This window comes from Demequina salsinemoris (assembly GCF_000974805.1).
In the GTDB taxonomy this organism is placed as follows: Bacteria; Actinomycetota; Actinomycetes; order Actinomycetales; family Demequinaceae; genus Demequina; species Demequina salsinemoris.
The window spans coordinates 193275-216929 of the sequence record NZ_BBQZ01000005.1 but is presented as its reverse complement, the minus strand read 5'-3'; the positions used below and the strand labels follow the sequence as shown (position 1 = coordinate 216929).

Below are 23655 nucleotides of genomic sequence, written 5' to 3'. Positions count from 1 at the left end.
GCCAACGCTAGTAGTTCGACAGGGAAGCAGCAGCACATCGATGGCCACTCAGTGTCACGAACGGGAGGGTCGAATGGTTCCCAGGTCGATCACGCGGGCGCGGGCGGGATCTCCGCACCCTCGGGACCGGACGATGCCGGAGGCCGGGCCGTGCGGACCGCGCCGACGCCGGCCGCGGTGACGAGCGCGATGCCGCCCACCACTCCCCACGTGAGCGCCTGCCCCAGGAACGCGAGCCCCGCGAGCGCCGCGACCGCCGGGGCGAGCGCCATCAGGACCCCGAAGGTCTCGGCCTTCATATGCCTCAGCGCGGAGATCTCGATGCCGTACGGGATCGCCGAGGACAGCACGGCCACCGCGAAGCCCAGCGCGAGCACGTGGGGCCGCAGCAGCATCGTCCCGGTGACCGCGAGCGCCGCTGGCAAGGTGAGCAGCGCGCCGAGCGACATCGCGACCGCGAGGCCCGTCACCCCGGGAAGCGCGGCGCCGGCCGCGCGCGCCATGAGGATGTAGACGGCCCACAGCGCCGCGGCGGCGACCGCGAACGCGACGCCGAGCGGGTCCAGATCGTGAGCGGTGCCGCCGAGCAGGACGACGCCCGCGGCCGCCGTCCCGGCCCACAGCAGCCCCTGCGCGCTGCGGCTCGCGATCACGCTGAGCGCGAGCGGACCGAGGACCTCGATCGTGACGGCGATGCCGAGCGGGATCCGATCGATCGCGAGGTAGAAGACCACGTTCATCGTGCCGAGCGCGAAGCCGTAGCCCAGAAGGATCCTCCAGTGGGCGAGGACGCCGCGGTTCAGCCCGCGCCACGCGAGCGGGATCAGGACGACGGCCGAGAACAGCAGTCGCAGCGCCACCATGCCCACGGGTCCGGCCGTCGGGAAGACGAGCACCGCGACCGAGGCGCCCGCCTCCTGGCACACGAGCCCCAGGAGGACGAGGAAGGGCGCGGCGGTGGCGGCGGCGGGACGGTTCGGCACAGGTCACCCCGCCGCCGGACGGTCGACGATGCGGGTCTCGCCTCGCACAGGGACGATGCCTCCCGCAGTGAGCGCGGCGAGGTCGGCCTCCAGAGTGGGGACGTCCTCGGGGGCGACGCGGATCGACAGGTGGGCCTCGGCCGCGTACTCGGGATCGTCCAGCACCGCGGAGTGCGTGTCCGCCCACTGGTGGAGGAACGCGACGATGCGACCGGCGTCGGCATGGGGCACGTCGGCCGTGACCTGGGTGAGATGCACCCGCTCGACGAGGGTCGCGCGATCGAGGGCCTCGCTCACTGCGCTGCCGTACGCGCGGACCAGGCCGCCCGCGCCCAGGAGGGTTCCGCCGAACCAGCGGGAGACCACCGCGACCAGGTCGGTCACATGACGGTGGCGCAGCACCTCGAGCATCGGGACTCCCGCTGTCCCGGCGGGCTCGCCATCGTCGTTCGAGCGCTGGCGGTCAGCCTGGGGTCCGACGATCAGCGCGGTGCAGTGGTGACGCGCATCCCAGCGCTCCTTGCGGATCGCGGCGATGATCGCGTCGGCCTCCTCCATGCTCGCCACCGGCTCGAGGTGAGCAAGGAAGACGGACTTCTTGATCTCCAGCGAGTGCTCGACCGTCGCGGCGATGGTCGACGGGAGCGGCTGGGAGGTCACGTGAGGCAGGGTAACGGGGATGACAGTCGGACCGCGGGCGTCACCCCAGCCCCGCGCGAGCGGCCCTGGCCGCGACGACCTCGTCCGCATGATCATCGGCCCAGCCGTTGATCGCACGCATCACGGGGCACAGGCTCTCTCCGAGCGCGGACAGCTCGTACTCGACGCGCGGCGGGACCTCGGCGTACACGGTGCGGTCGACAAGGCCTGAGGCCTCGAGCCGCTTCAGGGTCTTGGACTGCAGCTGGGCGCTCATGCCTGTCATCTCGCGGACCGCGCCGAAGCGGCTGCGGCCCTGCTCGAGCGCGGTCACGGTGACGACGGTCCAGCGGTTGGCGAGCAGGTCCAGGATCTCGGCGAGGTCCTCGTCATCCACGCGACAGCGCGGGCTCGTGTCGTTCATCGCCCCTCCTCTCGGGTGGCGTCTGGGGGCCTGCCGAGCACAACGCTACGTTCCCAGAACATATTTCGTCCAGTTCGGGAATGAACTTCGACTTCGAAGCATTGATATGCAATGTCATACCAACGATGCATTCGCCAATGAATGCCCCTCAGAAGGAGAAGGACCATGACCGCAGCAGCCACCTCCACCATCGGCGCCCACTACGTCGAGCCGTCTGCCACCGAGACGCTGACCCCCGGCGACAAGATCGCCGACCTCTTCGCCCGCAACATGCAGGGACCCGTCGTCCAGCGGCTCACCGACCGCGTGTGGTGGGTCGAGGCCTTCAACTACCAGACCATCTTCTACGTCGGCGACGAGTCGGTCCTCGTGTTCGACGCACCCGAGGGCATCTCCCCGATGGTCGCCGGCGCGATCGCCGAGGTCACCGACAAGCCCGTCACGACCGTCGTCTACTCGCATTACCACGCGGACCACATCGCCGACATCAACGTCTTCGTGGACGCCGCCAAGGCGCGCGGACAGGAGCTCACCATCGTCGGCTCCTCCAAGACGGTCGAGAAGATGAGGCTCGTCGGCAGCCAGTACCCCGTCCCGAACCAGGTGATCGCCTGGCCTACCGACTCGTTCCAGTTCGAGGGACTCACCGTGCAGCTGCACGGCTTCGAGTGGGCCGCCCACACGGACGACCACTCGGCGTGGCTGCTGGTCCAGGAGGGCGTGGTGCACTCGCCCGACCTCATCAACCCGGACCAGCCCCCGTTCTGGCGCTTCGCCGGCAATGAGCGCTTCCTGTTCAGCGCCGAGAACCTGCGTCAGGTGCGCGACCTCGAGTGGACCCACCTCTCCGGCGGCCACGGCAACATCGGCTCGCGCGAGGACATCGACTTCGACCTCGCGTTCATGGAGGACCTGGTCGCCGCCGTCGGCGAGGCCATGGGAAAGCACGACTTCATGAGCTTCATCAGCCCCGACGCCACCGCGCACACCCCGTTCCTCGCGGACTGGATCGACGCGATCGCGGCCGACGCCGTCGACGCCCTCCGCCCGAAGTACGGCGAGCTCTACGGCTACGAGGCCGCGACTCGGCCCAACGCCGAGATGGTCGCGTTCTCGATGTTCGAGCACCGCTGACCCCCGACGCGGCACGGTCGGGGCACGATCCGCCCCGGCCGCGCCCGCCACCCTCCCACCCCGCCAACCACGTCGTCCCCAGCCGCATCGTCCCCAACCGCATCGTCCCCACCCACATCGTCCCCACCCACATCGTCCCCACCCACATCGTCCCCGCGAATCCCAAAGGAGCACTCCCATGACCACGAACACCACCCCCCAGCCGCTCCGCGCGCTCGTCACCGGCGCGGGCGCGGGAATCGGCGCCGCGACCGCCCGCTCGCTCGCCCGCAACGGCGCCTCGGTCCTCGTCACCGACATCGACCTCGCAGCCGCTCAGCGCACCGCCGACGAGATCATCGCCGCAGGCGGCACCGCCCTCGCCACGCGGCTCGACGCCTCGAGCAACGAGGACCACGTCGCCGCCGTCGCACTCGCGGAGAAGGAGCTCGGAGGGCTCAACATCGCGGTCAACAACGCCGGGCTCACGATCCCCTCGACTCCCACCGCCGACCTCACCGACGAGCAGTGGCACAAGGTGATCGATGTGGACCTCAACGGCGCCTTCTACGGCGTGCGTGCGCAGATCCCCGCCCTCCAGCGCGCGGGAGGCGGCGCGATCATCACCGTCTCCTCGATCGCGGGCGACCGCGCCCTGGTGGGGATGTCGCCCTACTCGGCGGCGAAGCACGCGGTCGTCGGCCTCATGCAGACCGTCGCGTGGGAGTACGGCGACCAGGGCATCCGCGCCCTCGCCGTGGCCCCGGCGTTCATCGCCACCGGCATGGAGGCGAACCTGGACGATGCGACGGCAGCCGCGCTTCCCGGCCTCCACGCGCTCGGCCGCCTGGGCGAGCCCGACGAGGTCGGCGACGCGATCGCATGGCTCGCCGGCCCGCAGGCGAGCTTCATGACAGGCTCGTACATCCCCGTCGACGGCGGCCTGCTCGCGCGCTGACCCCTCCGCGCGCTGCCCACTCCGCGCGCAGTCGCGAGTGCGACCGGACGCCCTGGCGTCCGGTCGCAGCCACGACTCGGCGACCGGAGCGCCAGTCCCGAGTCAGGTCAGGGCGAGTCCTCGACCTCCTGCGCCGGCGGGACCTCGCCGAGCTCCCTGTCGAGCTGATCGCGCGGGATCGCCTGGGTGAACGCGCTCGCGCGCTCCTCGGCCTCCGGGGAGCCATGGAACAGCCCGGTCTCCCCGGCCTGCTCGGGCTTGGTCGAGCGACGGACCGGCGTCGTCTGCTCCGAGACCAGCACACGCTGCGCGGGGGCAGTCTCGGGCATGACCGACTGGATCCACAGCACCATGGCCTCGCGCACGAAGCAGCGCAGGTCGTACAGCGTCGGCGCGTCCTTCGCGGTGACGAGGATGCGGACGCGGACGTAGCCGCCGGTGGCCTCCGTGACCTGGAGGACGCTGGCTCGCCCGTCGTACAGCGGGGTCTGGGTGAGAACCTTCTCGAGGTGCTCGCGCATCCTCTGCGGGGACACCCGCCAGTCGAGGTCGAACTCGACGGAGCCGAGCAGCTCGGATCCCTGCCTGGTCCAGTTCTCATACGGGGTCGTCGTGAAGTAGGTGCACGGGAGGACCAGCCGACGGTCGTCCCACAGGTCCAGGACCACGTAGCTCAGCGTGATCTCGCCGACCCGACCCCACTCGCCCCTGGCGACGATCACATCGTCCACACGAAGCGCGTCGCTGAACACGAGCTGGACGCCCGCGAACATGTTGCCCAGGACCGACTGCGCCGCGAGGCCCGCGACGATCGACGCGATGCCCGCCGAGGCGAGGACGCTCGCGCCGACCGCGCGCACCTCGTCGAACGTGAAGAGGATCCCGCCGACCGCGATGATGACGATGAGCGCGACCGCGAGTCGCTTGACGATCAGCGTCTGCGTGCGCAGCCGGCGGGCGAGCCCGTTGTCGGGAACGTCGATGCGACTGTAGCCGAGCGCGACGTCCGAGAAGAAGCGCACGAAGGCGACCAGCAGCCACGCGACGATCACGATCGCCGCGATCGTGAAGATGCGCGTGATCCCGGGCCACCAGTCGACCCCGATCAGCGCCGCCCGCACTCCGATCCACAGGCCGACCACGACCGCGAGCACCCGGAACGGGCGACGCACCTGGACGAACAGCTCGCGCGCCCACTCGCTGCGCCGCGCGAGCCTGCGCATGATCGCCTCGGCGACGAGGAGCACCAGCAGCGCGACACCGACGCTGATCCCCACGTCGATCCCGAGCTCCAACGAGTTCTCGAGCATGACTCTCCTCCCGATCGGGTCCCGGCTCGGGATGCGCCAAGCACGACGCCGCCCGCCCACGACGTTGTCTCCTCACGACACTACGACGCCGGAGGTTCGACGCTCCGACACGCAGCGGGCTCTGCGCTCGGCGTGTCCGCTCCCATTTCGATGGCGACAAGCCACATGCAGAGAATGCAGAGAGAAGTGCGCTGGGGAGCGTCCGCCAAGCGAGACGCCCGTCGGCAGGCCCGCTATGCGCCAATCCACCCCTTGGCGGTCCGCGCGCCCTCCTGCGCGTCGGCCCGGTTCTAGTTCTTCGAGCGGCGACGAACGGCGAATGCCCCCGCAACCGTGAGCGCGACCACAGCCGCAACGAACAGCACTCCAACGACGGCTGAAGCAATCACGGTGTTCCCCCCTGGTGTTGGATCGATCCTAGTCGGAGGGGCCTGTCGGAGCGCGTGGCGCCGAAACAGCGGTCAAGCCCGCTACACGTCAATCCACCCGGTGCCGCCAACGCACGTTGGGTGGAAGGTGAGCACTCCGCGTGGGATGCGAGTTCCGCCGGGCGATCGACGCGAGGGAGAAATGGCGCACTACCGTCGAGAGGCTTCAGACCTCACGCGTTAGGCCGTCGGAATCGGCGCAGTCGCGCAGATGCGAGCGCTTGCACCAGCTTGCTGTAGCGAGGCCAGACAGCGCTGGGCTTCGGCATCAGAGATACCGGAGGCGACTAGCAGTTCTGAGTTTCGCTTGAATTCCTGGTGCAGTTCATCCAACGACTCGACCTCCCCTCCGCACTTGCGCACGATCTGCAACACCCGCGTGTCTTGCATACCGATCCGTGTGAGGAGAACGTCCGTTGCGCCGCGCTCCATCCGCTTCGGGAGGGGAAGCCACTTCCCATAGGGGCTACCCTCCGGAACGAGACACAGTGCGGCAATCACGAGGATGATCTTGAGCCACATGGGCCACGCCTCCCCGAATATGAGCAGCCCGAAGATCAGCGCGTTCCCTGCGGCAGCAGCCGTGAGCCTCGCAATGTGCTCGCCCCGACTCGCTCTCTTTGCCTTCATTGGGCACCTATTCCACTTGAGCCGCTTCCACGCGCGCGATGTTTCCAGCAAACACGGCTTCGGTGCAGCCGCGGAGACTGAGATCGGGTCTGCCACATCAGTTGGTGACGATTTAACCAGCAAGCCGGCCTGAGTCGCGCCGCATTTCAGGTCGACCGCGAACGCCCGTGCATCCTGTTTGTCCGTTTTGTCAGACCCCGGTGTTTGACTGTGCTCATGACTTCAGACGACGAGATGGGCGCGGCGTTCGCCCAGGTGCGGGCTGGGTTGGCTGCCTTGCGTGCGCTCGTCGACGGCGCGCAGGCGTGGCCGCAGCGGCTGCTGCTGGAGCGACAGAAGGAGCTGTTCGCGGTGCGGCGAGAGCTCGACGTCGAGTCCGCGCGGATGGTCGCGGAGACGTTCCGCCGCTCGGATGACGACGAGGGCGTCGGGCTTGCTCGCGGGCAGGGATTCCGCACCGCGGAGGGGTTCGTCGCGTCGATATCAGGCGGGTCGACGGCCGAGGCCGGCCGTCAGGCCCGGGTGGGCAAAGTGCTGGACGATGCGGAGAAGGCTCGGCGCGCCGAGGAGGCGGCCGCTCGAGCGCAGGCGCTGGCCGAGGAGCTCGGAGAGGACCTGTTCGGCCTCGGCGCTGATGGCGAGGCCGATGTCGACGCCGAGGCGGGCGACGGCGCACCTCAGGGGCCGGTGCTCCCCGTGCTGGCCGACGCCGTGCGCCGGATGGAGCTGTCCATCGAGGCCGGTGACGTGATCGGCCAGGCGCTGGTGCGGGTCGCCGACATGCTCGAGGGTGAGGAACTGGCGGTCTTCGAGCGTAATGCGGTGGCGAAGGCCTTGGGGTTGCCGTTGGCGCAGGTGCGGCGGATGATCGCGGCCGCCGAGGCGCGCGTGAACCCCGACGAGGTCAAGAAGCGCGAAGACCGACACCGTCAGCAGCGCTCCGCGTCGCTGACGGCCAAGGCCGACGGATCGTGGAGGCTGACCGCCGTACTCGATGCCGCGTCGGCCGCACCCATCAAGGCATTCATGGACGCCTACGTGCGCGCAGGCTTCCACGACCAGCGGGGCGACAGCGATCGCCAAGGCAAGAGCGGTGAGGATCGTCGCAGCGCGGCGCAGATGCGTGCCGACGCGCTCGTCGCTCTGGCACGCCACGGCGCAGGCTGCGAGGCGGGGCACGCGGGCGTGAAGACCACCGTCGTGGTGCGCATGACCTTGGCGGACCTGCAAACCGGCGAGGGCGTCGCGGAGGTCGACGGCCTCGACACTCCTGTGTCCGTGACCACCGCCCGGCAGTTGGCCGCCGACGCCGAGATCATCCCCGCCGTGCTCGGCGGCAAGGGCGAGGTCCTCGACTGGGGGCGCAAACGACGGCTCTTCACCAAAGCACAGGCCCTCTACCTGGGCGAACGCGACGGCGGCTGCGCGAAATGCCATGCCCCGCCCGACTGGTGCGAGACCCACCACATCCGCTGGTGGGACCGAGACACCGGCCCGACCAACGTCGACAACGGCGTCCTCCTATGCACCTCTTGTCATCACGACCTGCACCGCGACGGCTGGGACGTCCGGATACGCGACCACCGGGTATGGATCGTGCCACCCCGACACATCGACCCCACCCAGACACCCCGCCTCGGCGGCCGAGCAGCCCTCGACCTCGCAGCATGAGTCCGCGCACGGGAGCGTTGCCAGAGTGCGCGACGCGACCGGACGCGCCGACGCGCGAGGAGAGGCTAGAGGCGGGCCTCGAGCTCCGGCTCGCCGGTCGCGTCGTCCGTGCTCGGAGCGAGCGCGAGCAGCACCAGCACGACGCCGATCAGCACGAGCCCGATCCAGCCGAGCGGTCCGAGCCGCTCCCCCACCACCACGAAGGCGAGCACGGCGGCGACGGCCGGCTCGAGCAGGGTGATCGTGGTCGCCGTGGACGCGCCGACAGTGGCGAGCCCCAAGCCGAACAGCACGTAGCCCGCGAACATCGGCACGAGCGCCATGTACGCCGCGACCGCGAAGGCCTCGGGCGTCGCGACGAGCGGCGCTCCGGTGAAGAGCAGCACCGGCATGAGCATCAGCCCGCCAAGCCCGAACACCGCACCCATCGAGGCGCCGCGCGAGGAGCCCGCCTGCATGAGCCGGCGCGCCGCCCACGAATAGGTCGCGTAGGTCGCGCCCGCCACCAGGCCGAGCAGCACTCCCCACATGGTGCCGTTGTCGGAGCCGGTGCCACCTTCGGACCCCGAGTGGCCGGAGAGGTCGGACGCGCTCAGGAGACCGGCGCCCAACGCGCCCAGCCCCGCAGCGACCATCCAGGTGCGACCAAGCCTCGTCCCGTCGACCACTCGCTCAAGCGCCCCGGCCGCGAGCGGCGCCGACGCGAGCGAGATCGTCGTCCCGATGGCCACGCCCGCGAGGTGCATCGACGAGTAGAAGGCGAGCGGATAGATCGCGACGGCCAGGCCACCCACCAGGACGATGCGCCAGTCGGCCCTGAGACGGGCCGCGTCCCGGCGCAGGGCCGGGATCGCGATGGCAGCCTGCAGCAGTCCTCCGATGCCGAGTGCCGCAGCGCCGATCGCGAGCGGGCCCGCGTCGGGAGCGAAGGTCGCCGCGGTGCCGGTCGTGCCCCACAGGATCGAGGTCAGGACGAGCGCGCCCACGGCGGCGAACCTGCCGTTCACGCGCACCTCCCCGACCCGAGCATCGTCACCGTCCCTGCTGTCGCGACCACCCCAGCATCGTCCCTGGGTCCGAGGAGAAACCTACGCCTTGGGCGTGCCGCGGTTGGCGAGCTCGTCGGCCTTCTCGTTGCCGGGGTCGCCGGCATGTCCCTTGACCCACACCCACGTGATGTCGTGGCGGCCGAGCTGCTCGTCGAGCGCCTTCCACAGCTCCACGTTCTTCACGGGTTGCTTGTTCGAGGTCTTCCAGCCGTTGCGCTTCCAGCCCTTCATCCAGGACTGGGCACCGTTCTTCACGTACTGCGAGTCGACGTGAAGCGTGACGTCGCAGCGGCGGTTGAGCGTCTTGAGGCCCTCGATCACCGCCATGAGCTCCATGCGGTTGTTCGTGGTGACCTTCTCGCCGCCGAAGAGCTCCTTCTCGCGCCCGGAGGCCTTCATCAGCACGCCCCAGCCGCCCGGTCCAGGGTTGCCCTTGCATGCGCCGTCGGTCCACATGTCGACCTTGGTGAGAGTCTCGTCAGCCACCCGCATACGGTACCGGGGCGACGAGCCGACGCCCGGACACGACAGAATGGGCACATGTCCCGCAAGCACGCCGCCGGCGGCAGCACGCCCGCGATCCACGCCCTCCTCGAGGCCGGTGTCGCGCACGGCGTGCACGAGTACGAGCACGACCCCTCGACCGACCTCAGCTTCGGGATGGAGGCCGCCACGGCGCTCGGGGTCGAGCCCGAGCAGGTCTTCAAGACGCTGTGCGCCGAGGTCGACGGACATCTCAGCGTCGGGATCGTGCCCGTGGACGGCCGGTTGGACCTCAAGGCGCTCGCCAAGGCATTCGGCGCCAAGCGTGCCGAGATGGCCGACCCCAAGCACGCCGAGCGCGCGACCGGCTACGTCGTCGGTGGCATCTCGCCGCTGGGCCAGCGCACCGCGCTGCCGACCGCGCTCGATGAGACCGCCGAGCTCTTCGACGTCATCTACGTCTCGGGAGGACGACGTGGGATGGACATCTCGCTCGCGCCCGCCGATCTGATCCGCCTCACCGACGCCGTCGTGGCGCCGATAGCCAAGGAGAGCTGATGGACCTCACTCCCCCGCCCGCCGGCTGGGACCCCGCCTCCGCGATCGCGGAGGTCAAGGCACGGATCCACGTGGCCGAGGCGTCGTGCGGGCGCGCCGGCGCGGGCGTGCGCCTGCTCGTCGCGACGAAGACCAAGGACGCCGATGCGGCCCGAGCAGTGGTCGAGGCCGGCGGCACGCTCGTCGGCGAGTCGCGCATGCAGGAGCTCGCGGTGAAGGGCCCCGCCCTGCTGGAGGCGGGCGCCGAGGTGCACGTGATCGGCCAGCTCCAGCGCAACAAGGCAGCGACCGCCGTCGAGTTCGCGAGCTGCGTCCAGACCGTCGACTCGCTCACGCTCGCCGAGCGGCTCTCGCGCCTCGCGTCCGAGCGCGAGAAGAGTCTCGACGTGATGATCCAGGTGAACGTGTCCGGCGAGGACTCGAAGGCAGGCGTGGACCCGGACGAGGCCCTCGCGCTCGCTGCCGAGGTCCAGAAGCTCCCTGCGCTCACCGTCACCGGCTTCATGACCATCGGCCTCAACTCATCCGACGAGGACGCGGTGCGGGCCGGCTACCGGCGTCTGCGCGAGATCCGCGACACCGCGCTGATCGAGTCCGAGCGCGGCAGGTGCGACCTGCGCGAGGCGTGGCACCTGTCGATGGGCATGTCGAACGACCTCGAATGGGCGATCGCCGAGGGCGCGACCATGGTGCGCGTCGGCACCGCGATCATGGGCGCGCGTCCCGCGGCCTGAGACGTCGGTGGATGCGGCGCGGCCGCGGACGCCGCGCGCCTGCAGCCCGCCGCGCGCCTGCAGCCCGGCGCGCGCGTGCGTCGCGACACCGCGACACGCGGTGAGGGAAGCCTCATCTGCCTAGCAGAGCGCGGCGCACGGCTCTAGCCTTGCCGCATGAGCAGCGACACCCATCGGCCCAACATCTTCGCGGGCCCCGACGAGGAGGCGATGTCCTCGCGCCTCAACTGGCTGCGCGCGGGCGTCCTCGGAGCCAACGACGGCATCGTCTCCATCGCCGCCCTGCTGGTCGGCGTCGCCGCCGCCACGACGGACCTGTCGATCATCATCCTCACCGCGATCGCGAGCATCGTCGCAGGAGCCCTCTCGATGGGCGTCGGCGAGTTCGTCTCCGTGTCGGCGCAGCGCGACGCCGAGGAGGCCCTCCTCGACCGCGAGCGCATCTGGCAGAAGGCGCGCCCGCACTGGGAGCTCGAGCAGCTCGTGCGGCTCCACATGGACACCGGCATGAGCGAGGCGACGGCCCGCGCGGCCGCCACCGAGCAGATGGCCAAGGACCCGCTGAACGTCCACGCCCGCATGCACCTCGGGATCGACCCCGACGACCTCACCAACCCGTGGGCCGCCGGCTTCGCCTCGATCGTCGCGTTCACGATCGGCGGCCTCACGCCGCTGCTCACCACGACTCTTCCGCCCGCCGGCTGGCGCATCCCGCTGACCTTCGTGCTCGTCGCGATCGCGCTCGGCATCACGGGCTACATCTCCGCATACATCGCGAAGTCGCCCTACCCGAAGGCCGTGATCCGCAACGTGCTCGGAGGCTCGGTCGCGATGGCGATCACGTTCGGAGTCGGAACGCTCGTCGGCGTCGCCGTCTGACGACGCACCCGGCCCACCACGGGCGGGCACGGACCGCATCGTCCGCGACCCCCGCATCGTCCAGGGACGATGCGGCGCCTACGGCACTTGACCGACGCGGCGCCTACGGCACCAGTCGGATCCACTCCTCGGTGCCGAACTTCGTCTCGACGAGCCGTTCGGCGTCCTGCACCTCGTTGTGGGTGACCACGCCCGGCTGGGTCGCGTAGCGGCCGGCGAAGTGCGCAAGGAACGCGTCGATCACGTCCGCGCGCGCCATGCCCGTCTGGCTGCGCACCGGGTCCACACGCTTGTTCGCGCTCTTGGTGCCCTTGTCGGAGAGCTTCTCGCGACCGATGCGCAGCACCTCGAGCATCGCGTCGGCGTCGATGTCGTACGCCATCGTCACGTGGTGGAGGACCGCGCCCGCGGCGTAGCGCTTCTGCGCCGCGCCCGCGATCTTGCCCGCCGGTGAGGCGATGTCGTTGAGCGGCACGTAGGTCGCGTCGACCCCGACGTCGCGCAGCGCGCCCAGGACCCAGTCATCGAGGAACGCGTAGGACTGCTCGAAGCTGAGGCCCTCGACCAGGGAGGACGGGACGGACAGCGAGTAGGTGATCGTGTTGCCCGGCTGGATGAACATCGCGCCCCCGCCCGAGACGCGCCTGGTCACCGTGATGCCGTGGCGCTCGGCCCCCTCAGGGTCCACCTCGTTGCGCAGCGACTGGAACGAGCCGATGACGACCGTGGGCCGCTCCCACTCCCACACACGCAGCGTGGGACCGCGGCGTCCCGCCGCGACCTCCTGGGTCAGCACCTCGTCGAGCGCCATCTGCATATGCGGCGCGCGGGGCTCGTCGTGGATCACGTCGAACGTGTGGTCGTGCCAGCTCGTCGCATGCCCGAGCGCGCGTCGGACCGCGATCGCGACGGACTCGGGCGTGAAGCCGATCATCGTCGCCCCCGCGGTCGCGCGCTCGACGGCCTCCGCGAGCGGGCCGACGGCCGTCGACGCGGGAAGCCCCGTCAGCGCCGCGTTGATCTCGAGGATCGTCTCGGCCGGCTCCATGAAGAAGTCGCCGGAGATCACGACGCTGCTCAACCGCGGGTGGTCGGCGTCGGTGGTGGTGTCGGTGGTCGTCTCGACGTCGGCGACAACGAGCTTGCCGCCGGGGACCTTGTACTCGCCATGCATGGGTCCATCCTGCCCTGTCGCGTGGCCTCCCCTCACCCCGAGGGCCCCGAGCGCCCGCACCGGAAGGCGTTCTCCAGGCACGACGCCTCGAACTGTCACGGAGTGCGCGATCCATCACATTCCTTGTGGACCCCCTGGACACCCCGGCTAGCATGACCGCATGGCGTCTTCCGCTGAGGGCGGGACCCCGGGTCCCAGCGTGGAGGATCTGCGCCAGCTGAGGCCTCCGTCGGCCCCAGGAGCGCCGATCCGTGACCGTTCGCGCCATCGCGACGCCCCCGCGTGGCTGCTCGTCGCGATCGGGCTCCTCGCCGTCGCGATCGTGAACGTCTTCCTGCCGCGCGGCTACGACATCAGCTCGATGTACGCGATCGTGGTGCTCGCCTCCGGATTCACGCGCTCCCGCCGCTACGTGGTCGGGACGGCAGCCGTCTCCTCGGCAGTCGTGATCTCCGTCAGCATCGCGAAGATCCCCGGCTCCGAGGACGATCTCGGGCCGATGCTGTTCTCTCACCTCACCGCGGTCGCGCTCGTCGTGGCGAGCGCCGCCGCCGTCCTGATCGCGCTCAGGCGCACCGAGCAGGCGCACCGCCTCGAGACCGACCTGCAGGCCGCGGAGCTCACCTACGAGCAGACCGCGAAGATGGTGGCCGCGGCCTCGGAGATCGCGCCGATCGGGACGTGGTACTTCGACCCCGTGCTGCAGGCCGTGATCTGGCGGCCGCGCGCGGCCGCCATCATCGAGGTCGAGCCCGACACCCCGATCGACGTGGCCCAGGCGATCCACTTCCTGGCCCCGCACGACCAGCAGCGCTTCCTCGGCGGGTTCCTGCACGCCTTCCAGACGAGCTCGCCCTTCCGTTCGGAGTTCGACGCGGTGACCGCGAGCGGCGCCCACAAACGACTGCTCATCATGGGCGACCCGGTGTCGACCGACGCGGAGGGCCGGACCGTGGTCCACGGCTCGATGCAGGACATCTCCCGGTGGGCCGAGGCCGAGTCGGCCGCCGAGGCCGAGGCGCAGCGCTTCACCGCGATGGCGTCGTCGGTTCCGTTCGCCATCTGGACCGCCCACCCCACGGGCGGGTTCGAGTACGCGAACAACGCCCTGCTCGACTACACGGGGATCCCCTCGGTCGCGGATCTCACCCCCCAGTGGATCGAGCACATCCACCCGGACGATCGAGAACACACCATGTCCTCCTGGCGCCACGCGCTCGAGGTCGGCGAGAGATACGAGATCGAGCACCGGATCCGTAGCCGCACGGGCGAGTACGAGTGGTTCCACGTCACCGCGGTCCCCGAGACAGACGGCATGGGTCAGGTCATCCGCTGGTGGGGAAGCTCCCTCAACGTCAACACGACGGTCGAGCTCAAGCAGCATGCCGAGGACCTCGCGGCCGAGGTCGCCACGATCCTCGAGTCCACGACCGACGGGGTGTACGCGGTCGACCATGACTGGCGCATCGCCTACGTGAACTCCGCCGCCCGTGCCGAGATCGGGCGGCTTTCGGACAACCTCGTCGGAGAGCGACTCTGGGACGTCTTCCCGTTCGACCCCAACAGGGACGGCAAGGAGGGCCTGCAGATCGCGATGGCGACGGGCTCCCCGCACACCTTCACCTACTTCAGCGAGAACCTCAAGAAGTGGTTCACGGTGACCGCCACCCCCACCCCCCGCGGCCTGTCGGTGTTCCACCGGGACGTCACCGAGGTGCGCCGCCTGTCGGAGCAGCTCGCGCAGGCGCAGCGCCTCGAGTCGGTGGGACGGCTCACCGGCGGGATCGCGCACGACTTCAACAACGTGCTCACGGTCGTCCTCGGCGGCGCCGAGGCGGTCGCGGAGGACCCTCAGGTGGGCCACGAGGCGCGCGAGATGGCCGAGCTCGTCGTCGAGGGCGCCAAGCGCGGCGCTGACCTCACCTCACGCCTCCTGGCCTTCGCACGCAAGCAGCCGCTCGAACCGCACGCGATCGACCTCGAGGACTGCCTCGCCACGCTCACGCCGATGCTCGAGCGCACCGTCGGCGAGACGGTCGAGCTCGTGGTCAGGCCCGACCACGATCTCCCTGCCGTCATGCTCGACGTCGGCCAGTTCGAGAACGCGCTCATCAACCTGGTGCTCAACGCCCGCGACTCGATGCCCGAGGGCGGCCGCGTCACCATCGGCGCCACCGAGACGGTCCTCGACGACGCGTACGCCAACAGCCATGCCGAGGTCTCCCCCGGCCGCTACGTGCTCGTCGACGTCTCCGACTCCGGGGAGGGGATCGCCCCCGAGGACGTGGACCGGCTCTTCGAGCCCTTCTTCACGACCAAGGCGAAGGGCAAGGGGTCGGGCCTCGGTCTGGCCATGGTGTGGGGCTTCGTGAAGCAGACGGGCGGCCACATCGCGGTCTACTCCGAGCAGGGCATCGGCACGACGTTCAAGCTGTACCTGCCGCTGTCGGGCAACGGTGTCGCCTCGCGCGCGCCCCACGAGCTTCCGCCGATCCACCCGATCCGCCCCGGCGTGATCCTGCTGGCCGAGGACGACGACCTCGTTCGCACGTTCGCGACCGAACGGCTGCGCGGGCTGGGGCACACGGTGCACGCGGCGTCCTCGGGCCCCGCGGCGCTCGAGCTCCTTGAGAGGCTCGACACGATCGACCTGCTGTTCACCGACGTGATCATGCCCGACGGGATGACCGGCCGCGACCTCGCCGACGAGGTGCATCGCCGCCGTCCCGAGGTCCCCGTGCTGTTCACGTCGGGGTACACGGAGAACGTCGTGCTCCACAACGGCCGCCTCGACGAGGGCGTGCTGCTGCTGTCGAAGCCCTACACGGCGCAGCAGCTGACCCAGCGAGTCTCGGAGGCCATGGAGCAGCGCACCGGCTCGCGCTGACGCTCACTCACGGCACGTGAGGCTCGCTCAGGGCGTCGGCGCGACGTCCAGCGAAGCCAGCCCGTAGTAGAACGCGTCGGTGAGCGCCTCCCAGGACGCCTCGATGATGTTGGGCCCGACGCCCACCGTCACCCACGAGCGCCCGGTGTCCGTGTCCACGGTGGTCACGAGCACACGGGTGATCGCGTCGGTGCCGTGGCTCGCGTCCATGATGCGGACCTTGAAGTCGGTCAGCTCGAATCGTCCGATCTCGGGATAGACCTTCGCGAGCGCGGTGCGAAGCGCGTGGTCGAGCGCGTTGACAGGGCCGTTGCCCTCGCCGACGACGAGGTGGCGGTCCCCGCCCGCGCGGAGCTTGAGCACCGCCTCGGCGCCGGCCTCCGTGGGATCGCCGGGCTCCGAGGACACGCGCACGCGCCACTCCTCGACTGACCAGTAGCGGTCGAGCGTGCCGAGCTCGGAGCGCAGCAGCAGGTCGAACGATGCGTCCGCAGCGTCATACGTGTAGCCGGCGGCCTCGGCGTGCTTGACGCGATCGGTGACCCGCTTGAGCAGCTCGCCCTGACCCGAGAGGTCGTAGCCGAGCTCCTTGCCCTTGAGCTCGATCGAGGCGCGGCCTGCCATCTCCGACACGAGCATCCTCATGTCGTTGCCCACGAGCGCGGGGTCGGTGTGCTGGTACAGGTCCGGGTCGACCTTGATCGCCGACGCGTGCAGTCCCGCCTTGTGCGCGAACGCCGAGGCGCCCACGTACGGCTGGCGAGCGAAGGGGGCGATGTTGGTGACCTCGGCGATCGCGTGCGCGATGCGGGTCGACTCCGCGAGCCCGCCCGGCGCAAGCGCGGTGGCGCCGCGCTTGATCTCGAGGTTCGCCGCGACCGCGATCAGGTCGGCGTTGCCCGTGCGCTCGCCGTAGCCGTTCACGCAGCCCTGGACGTGCGTCGCGCCCGCGGACACGGCCGCCAGGGAGTTCGCGACAGCACAGCCCGAGTCGTTGTGTGCGTGCATGCCGAGCGCCGCCGTCGTCCTGGCACGCACGTCGGTGACGATGCGGGTCACGTCGTCCGGGAGCATCCCCCCGTTCGTGTCGCACAGGACCAGGGACGATGCGCCGGCCGCCTCGGCGGCCAGGAGGCACCTCACGGAGTAGTCGGCATCGAAGCGGTAGCCGTCGAAGAAGTGCTCGGCGTCGAGGACGACGCGGCGGCCCTCGTCGACGAGGAAGGCCACCGTCTCCTCGATCATCCGCAGATTCTCGTCGGGGCTCACCCTCAGGGCGCGCTCGGCGTGACGGATGTCGGTCTTCGCGACGAGCGTGAGGATCGGGGCCTCGGAGTCGAGCAGGGCGCGCACCTGCGGGTCCGCCGCGGCGGTGGACCCGGCACGACGCGTCATCCCGAACGCGGCGAACTGCGCGTGACGGAAGCTGAGCTCCTTGGCGACCAGCTGGAAGAACTCGGTGTCCTTGGGCACTGCCCCCGGCCAGCCGCCCTCGATCACGCCCACGCCGAGCTGGTCCAGCAGCGGCGCGATGGTCATCTTGTCCGCGACGGACAGGTTCATGCCCTCCTGCTGGGCGCCGTCGCGCAGGGTCGTGTCGTAGACCTCGACAGTGAGATCCGTCATCGTGTCGCTCCTCGGCTCGTGCCGCCGGCTCACCCTCCCAACAAAAAAGCCCCCCTGGGTGCGGGAGGCTGCGCGTCGGGGAGGGTCCGCCGACGCGCTACGGAATGATGATCGCGGTGTGCATCGGGGTCAGTATGGCACACCCGTCGCGACAGGGCCTGTGCCGCGACGCGCCGCGCGACTAGCATCTCTCCTGAGTACCGGTGGATTGCGAGCTCTGACTGAGGGGAGCGCGGCATGGCCGAAGCGACGGCGCGGCGACGGAGCCTCGTCGTGACCGCGGGGCTGCTCTCACTCGGCGTCGTCGCGACGTTCGGCGTCGACCTGATGGTGCAGTTCCCCATCGGCATGACCGTCGTCTACGCGCTGCTGATCATCCTGGCCATGCGGACCGAGCGCATCGCGCTGATCCTGTGGATCTCAGCGGCCGCGGTGGTCGCGATCCTGACCGCGGAGCTGGTCTCCCACACCGCCGACACCCTGGTGATCACCGAGTCCGAGCATCAGGTCGCGCGCGGCTTCCAGGTGCTGGGCGTCGTGCTCGCCGCGGTCCTGGCCGTGGCGGAGGTGCGGCACCGCCACGCTGCCGAGAGGGCCCTCGCCGAGCGCGACACGTCGCTCGACGAGCTCAAGGGGACCACCGCGCAGCTCCACGCCGAGCAGACTCGCACGACGACGCTCGCCGAGTCGATCGCGACCCCCGTGTGGCTCATGTCGGCCGACGGCACCATGAGCTTCGCCAATCGCGCGGTCCGCGAGTACCTGGGCCAGGATCCGCTGCGCTTCGACGAATGGCTCGACGTCGTGCACGCGGAGGACCAGCGGCGCGTCCACGTCACAACGATGCGGGCCATCGAGGGCGGCGAGGCCTACAGCTTCGAGGCCCGTTTCCGCAGCGCGTCAGGCGAGTATCGCGCCCACGCGGTCCAGGCCTCCCCCATGCAGCTCGACGGAACCACCCACTGGTGGGCCACAGCGATCGACGTCGAGGACCTGCGCGTGACCCAGGAGCAGGCCGCGCGAGCGACACGCGAGCACCTTGAGACGCTGCACTCGATCGGCGACGGGGTGGTCACGCTCGGGCGGGACCTCACGATCACCTACGCGAACCCCGGCGCCTGCGCCATCCTGCGGCGCACGGTGCGGGAACTCGCCGGGGAGCGGCTCGTCGACCTCTACCCCTACCTGGAGGGCTCCGCACTCGAGTCCGCGTTCGAGGAGGTCCGGTCCACGGGACTCGCGCGTCACCTCGTCCACCACGCGCAGCAGGCCGGCGGATGGATCGACATCACGATCACCCCAGCCGTGGACGGCTTCACGGGATACATGAGGGACGTCACCGCGGAGCACGAGCTCGAGCACCACCGGCAGCGGACGAACCGGCTCGAGTCGATCGGCAGCCTCACGGGCGGCATCGCGCACGACTTCAACAACCTGCTGACCGTGATCTCGGGCGGCGCCGACGCGCTCGCCGCCGAGGACCTCTCCCCCGCGGGCGACGAGATGAGGAGCATGGTCGCGGAGGCCGCCGACCGGGGGGCGGGACTCATCCGCTCCCTGCTCGCGTTCGCTCGCCACGAGGCGCTCCACCCCGAGCCCACGAGCGTCGCGGAGGCGGTCGCCGGCATGCGGCCGATGCTGGTGCGGACGCTCGGGGACTCCATCGCCATCGAGCTCTCCGTGGACGACGACCTGCCGAACGTGCTCGTGGACCGCTCGAAGCTCGACAACGCGGTGCTGAACCTGGTCATCAACGCGCGCGACGCGATGCCCGGCGGCGGACGGCTGCGCATCGAGGCCCGCCGCGAGACCCTCCCCTCCGACGAGGGCTCGATCATCGTCGACGTCCCTTCCGGCGAGTACGTCCGCCTGTCCGTCGAGGACAGCGGGACGGGCATCGACCCCGAGGTGCTCGACCGCCTGTTCGAGCCGTTCTTCACCACCAAGGCCCCAGGCGAGGGCACCGGGCTGGGCCTCGCGATGGCATGGGGCTTCGCGCAGCAGTCGGGCGGAGCGCTCACCGTCATGTCGGACCTCGGCGTCGGCTCGACCTTCTGCCTGCACCTTCCCGAGGCGACCTCGACAGACCCGGCGGCCCCCGCATCGTCCCTGGCCGAGCCGCCCCGCGGCGACGCCGACGTCCTCCTCGTCGAGGGCGATGCCGCGGTCCGCGCTCTCGCGGCGTCCCAGCTGGGTTCCCTCGGCTATCGCGTCGTCGAGGCGAAGGACGGCGCGGACGCGCTCCAGCTCCTCGCCGAGGGATCCGACGTCGATATCGTGGTGACGGATGCCGCGCTGCCCGGTGCGCTCACCGGGCCCGAGTCGCTCGAGCAGATCCGACGCGCACGCCCTGGCGTCCCCGTCCTGTGCCTGTCCGGCGCGGGCGAGGAGCACCTCGCGGCGGCCGGGCGAATCGTCGATGGGGTCTCCTACCTGGCGAAACCGTACCGAGTCCAGGAGCTCGCGGTCGCGCTCGCCGCACTGACCGCGAGGCACGGCAAGTGATCTTTCACACATGTACGACGCGGGAGCGCGGCGCTAGGCTCGGCGGTACGGGGGCGTGCCGCTCGCGTCCCGGGTTCTGAGGGGAGCCGCATGCGGGAGCGAATGCCGGCAGGACGACGCGTGGCGATCGATGTCGCCATCGTGTCCGTCGGCGTGCTCGCGGTCTTCGTGACCGACCTGATCGTCGACGTGCCGATCGGCGTCGCAGCGGGATACTCGCTGTTCATCCTCACCGCGATGCTCGCCGAGCGGACCCGCCTCATCCTGATCGTCGCGGGAGCCTCGATCGCGGGCATCCTGATCGCCTCGCTCGGCGACCCCGGGAGCGCCGACTTCCATCTCGACGCCGCCGACTTCGCCTCCAACAGGGCGATGCAGGCTGGCGGCATCGTGCTCGTCGCAGCCCTCGCGGTGCTCGGCGTGCGACGCAGGGAGCGCCTCGCGGCGGCCGAGCAGGAGCTCATGTCATCCGTGCACGAGCTCGAGGGGACGGCAGAGGAGCTGCGCGCCGAGCAGGACCGCCTCGTGGCGCTCGCGGAGTCGATGCCGCTGCCCGTGTGGCTCACGGACGACGACGGCAGGATCACCTACACCTCGCACGGCACGCGCGAGTTCCTCGGGCGAGATCTCCACGACCGCGAGGACTGGCTCGAGGTGGTCCACCCCGACGATCGCGCGCATGCCCTGGACGTCATCCTGCCGGCGCTCGCGGCGAAGGAGCGATACGAGGTCGAGCTGCGGGTCCGCAGGCACGACGGGATCTACCGCGCGCAGACCGTGCGCGCGGTCCCGATCGAGCCCACCACGCCCGCGCTGGCCGGCTCGTCGATGCAGTGGTGGGCGACGGCGTCCGACGTCCAGGCGCTGCGTCAGAGCCAGCGCGAGACCGCCGCGATCGCGCTCCAGCTCGAGGAGACTCTCGACTCGATCACCGACGGCGTGATCGTGTACACCGACGATCTGCACTTCTCCTACCTCAACCGAGCGGCCAACGAGATGTTCAGCCGAGAGCCGGGAGCGCTCCTGGGAAGACACATCTGGGAGGCCTACCCCCACCTCAAGGGCACCGAGATGGAGAGGGCGTTCGAGGCCGTGCGCAGCACGGGTCGCACGGTGCAGTTCACGCACTACGCCACCACCATCGACAAATGGTTCGAGCTCACGGTGTCCGCCCAGGCGACCGGCTTCACCGTCTACACCAAGGACGTGACCGAGCTTCGCGACCTGAACCAGCGGCTCGAACGGGCCAACCGCCTCGAGTCGGTCGGCAGCCTCACGGGTGGCATCGCCCACGACTTCAACAACCTGCTCACCGTGATCTCCGGAGGTGCGGAGGCGCTCGCCGATTCCGAGCTCGCACCCGAGGACGAGGCGATGCGCTCCATGATCGCCGAGGCCGCCGAGCGCGGCTCGGGCCTCATCGGCGCGCTGCTCGCCTTCGCCCGCAGGCAGACGCTGAGCCCCGAGCCCACCTCCATCGGCGAGGCCGTCACGGCGATGGCGCCTCTGCTCGAGCGGACGCTGGGCGGCGCCATCGAGGTCTCGTACGACATCGCCGAAGGGCTGCCCACGGTCATGGTCGACCGCGGCAAGCTCGACAACAGCGTGCTCAACCTCGTCATCAACGCCCGCGATGCCATGATCGACGGCGGCACCGTCGTCATCGAGGCAGGCCTCCACCGGCACGTCGTCCCCGCCGAGACGTCCGCGATCGAGCTTCCCCCCGGCGACTATGTGCGGCTCGCGGTGAGGGACTCGGGCACGGGCATCGCGCCCGAGGCCCTGCCCCGCCTGTTCGAGCCGTTCTACACGACGAAGCCCCTCGGCAGCGGGTCGGGGCTGGGGCTCGCCATGGTGTGGGGCTTCGCGCAGCAGTCGGGCGGAACGCTCAACGCGTCCTCCGAGGTCGGGGCCGGATCGACCTTCTCCTTGTACCTGCCTGTCGCGCGGGTCGAGGTCGAGGAGACCCGGTCCGTCCCTACGCCGGTGCCGACCGCGGGCGAGGGGACCGTGCTGCTCGTCGAGGACGACGCGCTGGTGCGCGGCTACACCTCGCGGCGACTCGTGGACCTCGGCTACGACGTGCTTGAGGCGTCCGACGGCAGGGCGGCGCTCGACATCCTCGACTCGCATCACGACATCGACCTGCTGCTCACCGACGTCGTGATGCCTGGGGGTATGTCTGGAACCGACCTCGCACGCGAGGCTCGCGAGGCCCGGCCCGGGCTGCCTGTACTGTGCGTATCGGGATACACCGAGCAGGTTCTCGCCGCGGATGGCCGACTCGACCCCGAGTCGGAGCTGCTCACCAAGCCGTACACGATCCACGAGCTCGCCTCACGAGTCTCGCGGCTGGTTTCCGAGGGAAGGAGCGCCGACGCATGAGCGACGCGACGCAGGGACTGCGAGTGCTGATCGTGGATGACGACGACCTCGTCGGCCGGATGGCGCGCGCGATGGTCACCGCGACCGGGGCCGAGGCGCGCCTCGAGTCGAGCGTGGAGTCGTTCCTCGCTGCCCACGACGACTGGAGCCCCACCCACGTGATGGTCGACCTCGTGCTCGGTCACGACGACGGGCTCATGGTGCTCGAGGAGCTCGCCAAGCGAGAGAGCGAGGCCGCCGTGATCGTCTCGAGCGGCCAGGACACCCGGGTGCTCGAGTCCGCGCTGCGTTACGCGAAGGCGCACGGCCTCATCGTCGCCGGATCGCTCGGCAAGCCGTACTCGCGCGCGAGGCTCACCGAGATCCTCGAGGTGCGCACCGAGCATCCGACTCCCAAGACGGCCGCATCAGCCCCCACGACCGCGGGCGATGCCCCGGTCGTGACAGCGGAGTCCCTGCGCAAGGCGCTCGGCGCCGGGCAGATCACGGTGGCGCTTCAGCCGAAGGTCTCGTGCGCGAGCGGCAAGGTGGTGGGCTACGAGGCTCTCGCACGGTGCCTCACCCCCGAGGGCCGGCTGATCCCGCCCGGAGTCTTCGTCCCGGTGGCCGAGGCGAACGGGATGGCCTCGGACCTCACGAACTCGGTGATGACGAGCGCCCTGTCATGGTTCGCCGCGTCGAGGCTTCCCGAGACGCAGACGATCTCGATCAACATCTCCGCCTCCGAGGTCGGCGAGAGCCGACTCGACCAACGGCTCATGGGCCTCGCGAACGACTGCGGGGTCGACCCCTCTCGAGTGATCGTCGAGGTCACGGAGACCGCGGCGATGTCCGATCCGGTGACCTCGCTCAAGCGCCTCACGCGTCTGCGGCTCGAGGGCTTCCAGGTCTCCCTGGACGACTTCGGCACCGGCTACTCGTCGATGCTCGAGCTCGCGAGGCTCCCCTTCTCCGAGCTCAAGGTGGACCGCAGCTTCGTCGCGACAGCCACCACGTCGGAGGAGTCGCGCACGGTCGTGCGCTCGATCATCGACCTCGGCCACGCGCTCGGCATGACCTGCACGGCGGAAGGCGTCGAGAGCGGCGCGGACCTCGATCTGCTCGTCTCCATGGGGTGCGACAACCTTCAGGGCTTCTACCTGGGCCGACCGATGTGGCCCGAGGACCTCGCGAAGTGGTCGCCGCCGGAGCACCTGTTCGCGTCCCGGGTCGACTGAGC

The 23655-nt window shown here is 70.2% G+C and carries 19 protein-coding genes; 10 read left to right on the top strand and 9 right to left on the bottom strand.

The features are described from left to right. Positions 1 to 89 precede the first annotated feature (89 nt). Genes AOP78_RS11065 through AOP78_RS11055 form a run of 3 tightly spaced genes read right to left on the bottom strand, consistent with a single transcriptional unit; the run spans position 90 to position 2046 of the window. Positions 90 to 983 (bottom strand): EamA family transporter, encoded by an 894-nt coding sequence (locus AOP78_RS11065; protein ID WP_062204434.1) that lies wholly within the window; start codon positions 981 to 983, stop codon positions 90 to 92. A 3-nt stretch (positions 984 to 986) separates the two neighbouring features. Next, the gene (locus AOP78_RS11060) at positions 987 to 1643 is read right to left on the bottom strand and encodes an IMPACT family protein (protein WP_062204433.1); all 657 of its coding nucleotides are present in this window, start codon (positions 1641 to 1643) and stop codon (positions 987 to 989) included. A gap of 40 nt (positions 1644 to 1683) precedes the next feature. After that, entirely contained in the window at positions 1684 to 2046 is a 363-nt protein-coding gene (locus AOP78_RS11055) for a winged helix-turn-helix transcriptional regulator (protein WP_062204429.1), read from the bottom strand. Between the two features lie 165 nt (positions 2047 to 2211). Here AOP78_RS11055 and AOP78_RS11050 point away from each other — a divergent pair, with 165 nt between their 5' ends. Together AOP78_RS11050 and AOP78_RS11045 are read left to right on the top strand one after the other, a co-directional pair. Next, entirely contained in the window at positions 2212 to 3180 is a 969-nt protein-coding gene (locus tag AOP78_RS11050) for an MBL fold metallo-hydrolase (RefSeq protein ID WP_062204426.1), read from the top strand. 178 nt (positions 3181 to 3358) lie between these two features. Then, a complete protein-coding gene (locus AOP78_RS11045) occupies positions 3359 to 4117 on the top strand; it encodes an SDR family NAD(P)-dependent oxidoreductase (protein ID WP_062204423.1) in 759 nt (252 codons plus the stop codon). Positions 4118 to 4224: 107 nt separating this feature from the next. Here the strand turns inward: AOP78_RS11045 and AOP78_RS11040 are convergent, their stop codons facing one another. Further along, entirely contained in the window at positions 4225 to 5427 is a 1203-nt protein-coding gene (locus tag AOP78_RS11040; protein ID WP_062204420.1) for a mechanosensitive ion channel family protein, read from the bottom strand. Between the two features lie 608 nt (positions 5428 to 6035). Further along, positions 6036 to 6377, bottom strand: a complete 342-nt coding sequence (locus tag AOP78_RS11035) for a hypothetical protein (protein ID WP_152659516.1) — start codon at positions 6375 to 6377, stop codon at positions 6036 to 6038. Between the two features lie 318 nt (positions 6378 to 6695). On the opposite strand from AOP78_RS11035, the gene AOP78_RS11030 reads away from it, so the two are divergent. Beyond that, the gene (locus AOP78_RS11030; protein ID WP_236685371.1) at positions 6696 to 8156 is read left to right on the top strand and encodes an HNH endonuclease; all 1461 of its coding nucleotides are present in this window, start codon (positions 6696 to 6698) and stop codon (positions 8154 to 8156) included. 65 nt (positions 8157 to 8221) lie between these two features. Here AOP78_RS11030 and AOP78_RS11025 read toward each other — a convergent pair whose 3' ends face one another. Then, entirely contained in the window at positions 8222 to 9163 is a 942-nt protein-coding gene (locus tag AOP78_RS11025) for a DMT family transporter (protein WP_083980051.1), read from the bottom strand. Positions 9164 to 9244: 81 nt separating this feature from the next. Then, a complete protein-coding gene (gene rnhA / locus AOP78_RS11020; protein ID WP_439645042.1) occupies positions 9245 to 9691 on the bottom strand; it encodes a ribonuclease HI in 447 nt (148 codons plus the stop codon). Positions 9692 to 9745: 54 nt separating this feature from the next. Between rnhA and ybaK the strand changes: the two genes are divergently transcribed. The 3 genes from ybaK to AOP78_RS11005 all read left to right on the top strand — a co-directional run bounded on the left by ybaK (position 9746) and on the right by AOP78_RS11005 (position 11859). Beyond that, positions 9746 to 10246: a Cys-tRNA(Pro) deacylase gene (gene ybaK / locus AOP78_RS11015; protein ID WP_062204405.1), complete on the top strand. Its 501-nt coding sequence runs from the start codon at positions 9746 to 9748 to the stop codon at positions 10244 to 10246. Then, on the top strand, positions 10246 to 10980 hold the full coding sequence (locus tag AOP78_RS11010; protein ID WP_062204402.1) for a YggS family pyridoxal phosphate-dependent enzyme: 735 nt from the start codon (positions 10246 to 10248) through the stop codon (positions 10978 to 10980). The genes ybaK and AOP78_RS11010 overlap by 1 nt, the downstream gene beginning before the upstream one ends. A 156-nt stretch (positions 10981 to 11136) precedes the next feature. After that, positions 11137 to 11859 (top strand): VIT1/CCC1 transporter family protein, encoded by a 723-nt coding sequence (locus tag AOP78_RS11005; protein WP_062204398.1) that lies wholly within the window; start codon positions 11137 to 11139, stop codon positions 11857 to 11859. Positions 11860 to 11962: 103 nt separating this feature from the next. Here AOP78_RS11005 and lplAB read toward each other — a convergent pair whose 3' ends face one another. Beyond that, positions 11963 to 13033 carry a lipoate-protein ligase LplAB gene (gene lplAB / locus AOP78_RS11000; protein ID WP_062204395.1) on the bottom strand — a complete coding sequence of 357 codons (1071 nt, stop codon included), beginning with the start codon at positions 13031 to 13033 and terminating at the stop codon, positions 11963 to 11965. Positions 13034 to 13193: 160 nt separating this feature from the next. Between lplAB and AOP78_RS10995 the strand changes: the two genes are divergently transcribed. Next, positions 13194 to 15920: a hybrid sensor histidine kinase/response regulator gene (locus tag AOP78_RS10995; protein ID WP_083980050.1), complete on the top strand. Its 2727-nt coding sequence runs from the start codon at positions 13194 to 13196 to the stop codon at positions 15918 to 15920. Positions 15921 to 15947: 27 nt separating this feature from the next. Here AOP78_RS10995 and cimA read toward each other — a convergent pair whose 3' ends face one another. Next, positions 15948 to 17546 carry a citramalate synthase gene (gene cimA / locus AOP78_RS10990; RefSeq protein WP_062204389.1) on the bottom strand — a complete coding sequence of 533 codons (1599 nt, stop codon included), beginning with the start codon at positions 17544 to 17546 and terminating at the stop codon, positions 15948 to 15950. Positions 17547 to 17783: 237 nt separating this feature from the next. Here cimA and AOP78_RS10985 point away from each other — a divergent pair, with 237 nt between their 5' ends. The 3 genes from AOP78_RS10985 (at position 17784) to AOP78_RS10975 (ending at position 23653) form a co-directional block, all read left to right on the top strand. Continuing rightward, a complete protein-coding gene (locus AOP78_RS10985) occupies positions 17784 to 20051 on the top strand; it encodes a hybrid sensor histidine kinase/response regulator (RefSeq protein WP_062204386.1) in 2268 nt (755 codons plus the stop codon). Between the two features lie 120 nt (positions 20052 to 20171). After that, positions 20172 to 22436: a hybrid sensor histidine kinase/response regulator gene (locus AOP78_RS10980; protein WP_062204382.1), complete on the top strand. Its 2265-nt coding sequence runs from the start codon at positions 20172 to 20174 to the stop codon at positions 22434 to 22436. Continuing rightward, positions 22433 to 23653, top strand: a complete 1221-nt coding sequence (locus AOP78_RS10975) for an EAL domain-containing response regulator (protein ID WP_062204379.1) — start codon at positions 22433 to 22435, stop codon at positions 23651 to 23653. The genes AOP78_RS10980 and AOP78_RS10975 overlap by 4 nt, the downstream gene beginning before the upstream one ends. Positions 23654 to 23655 lie beyond the last annotated feature (2 nt).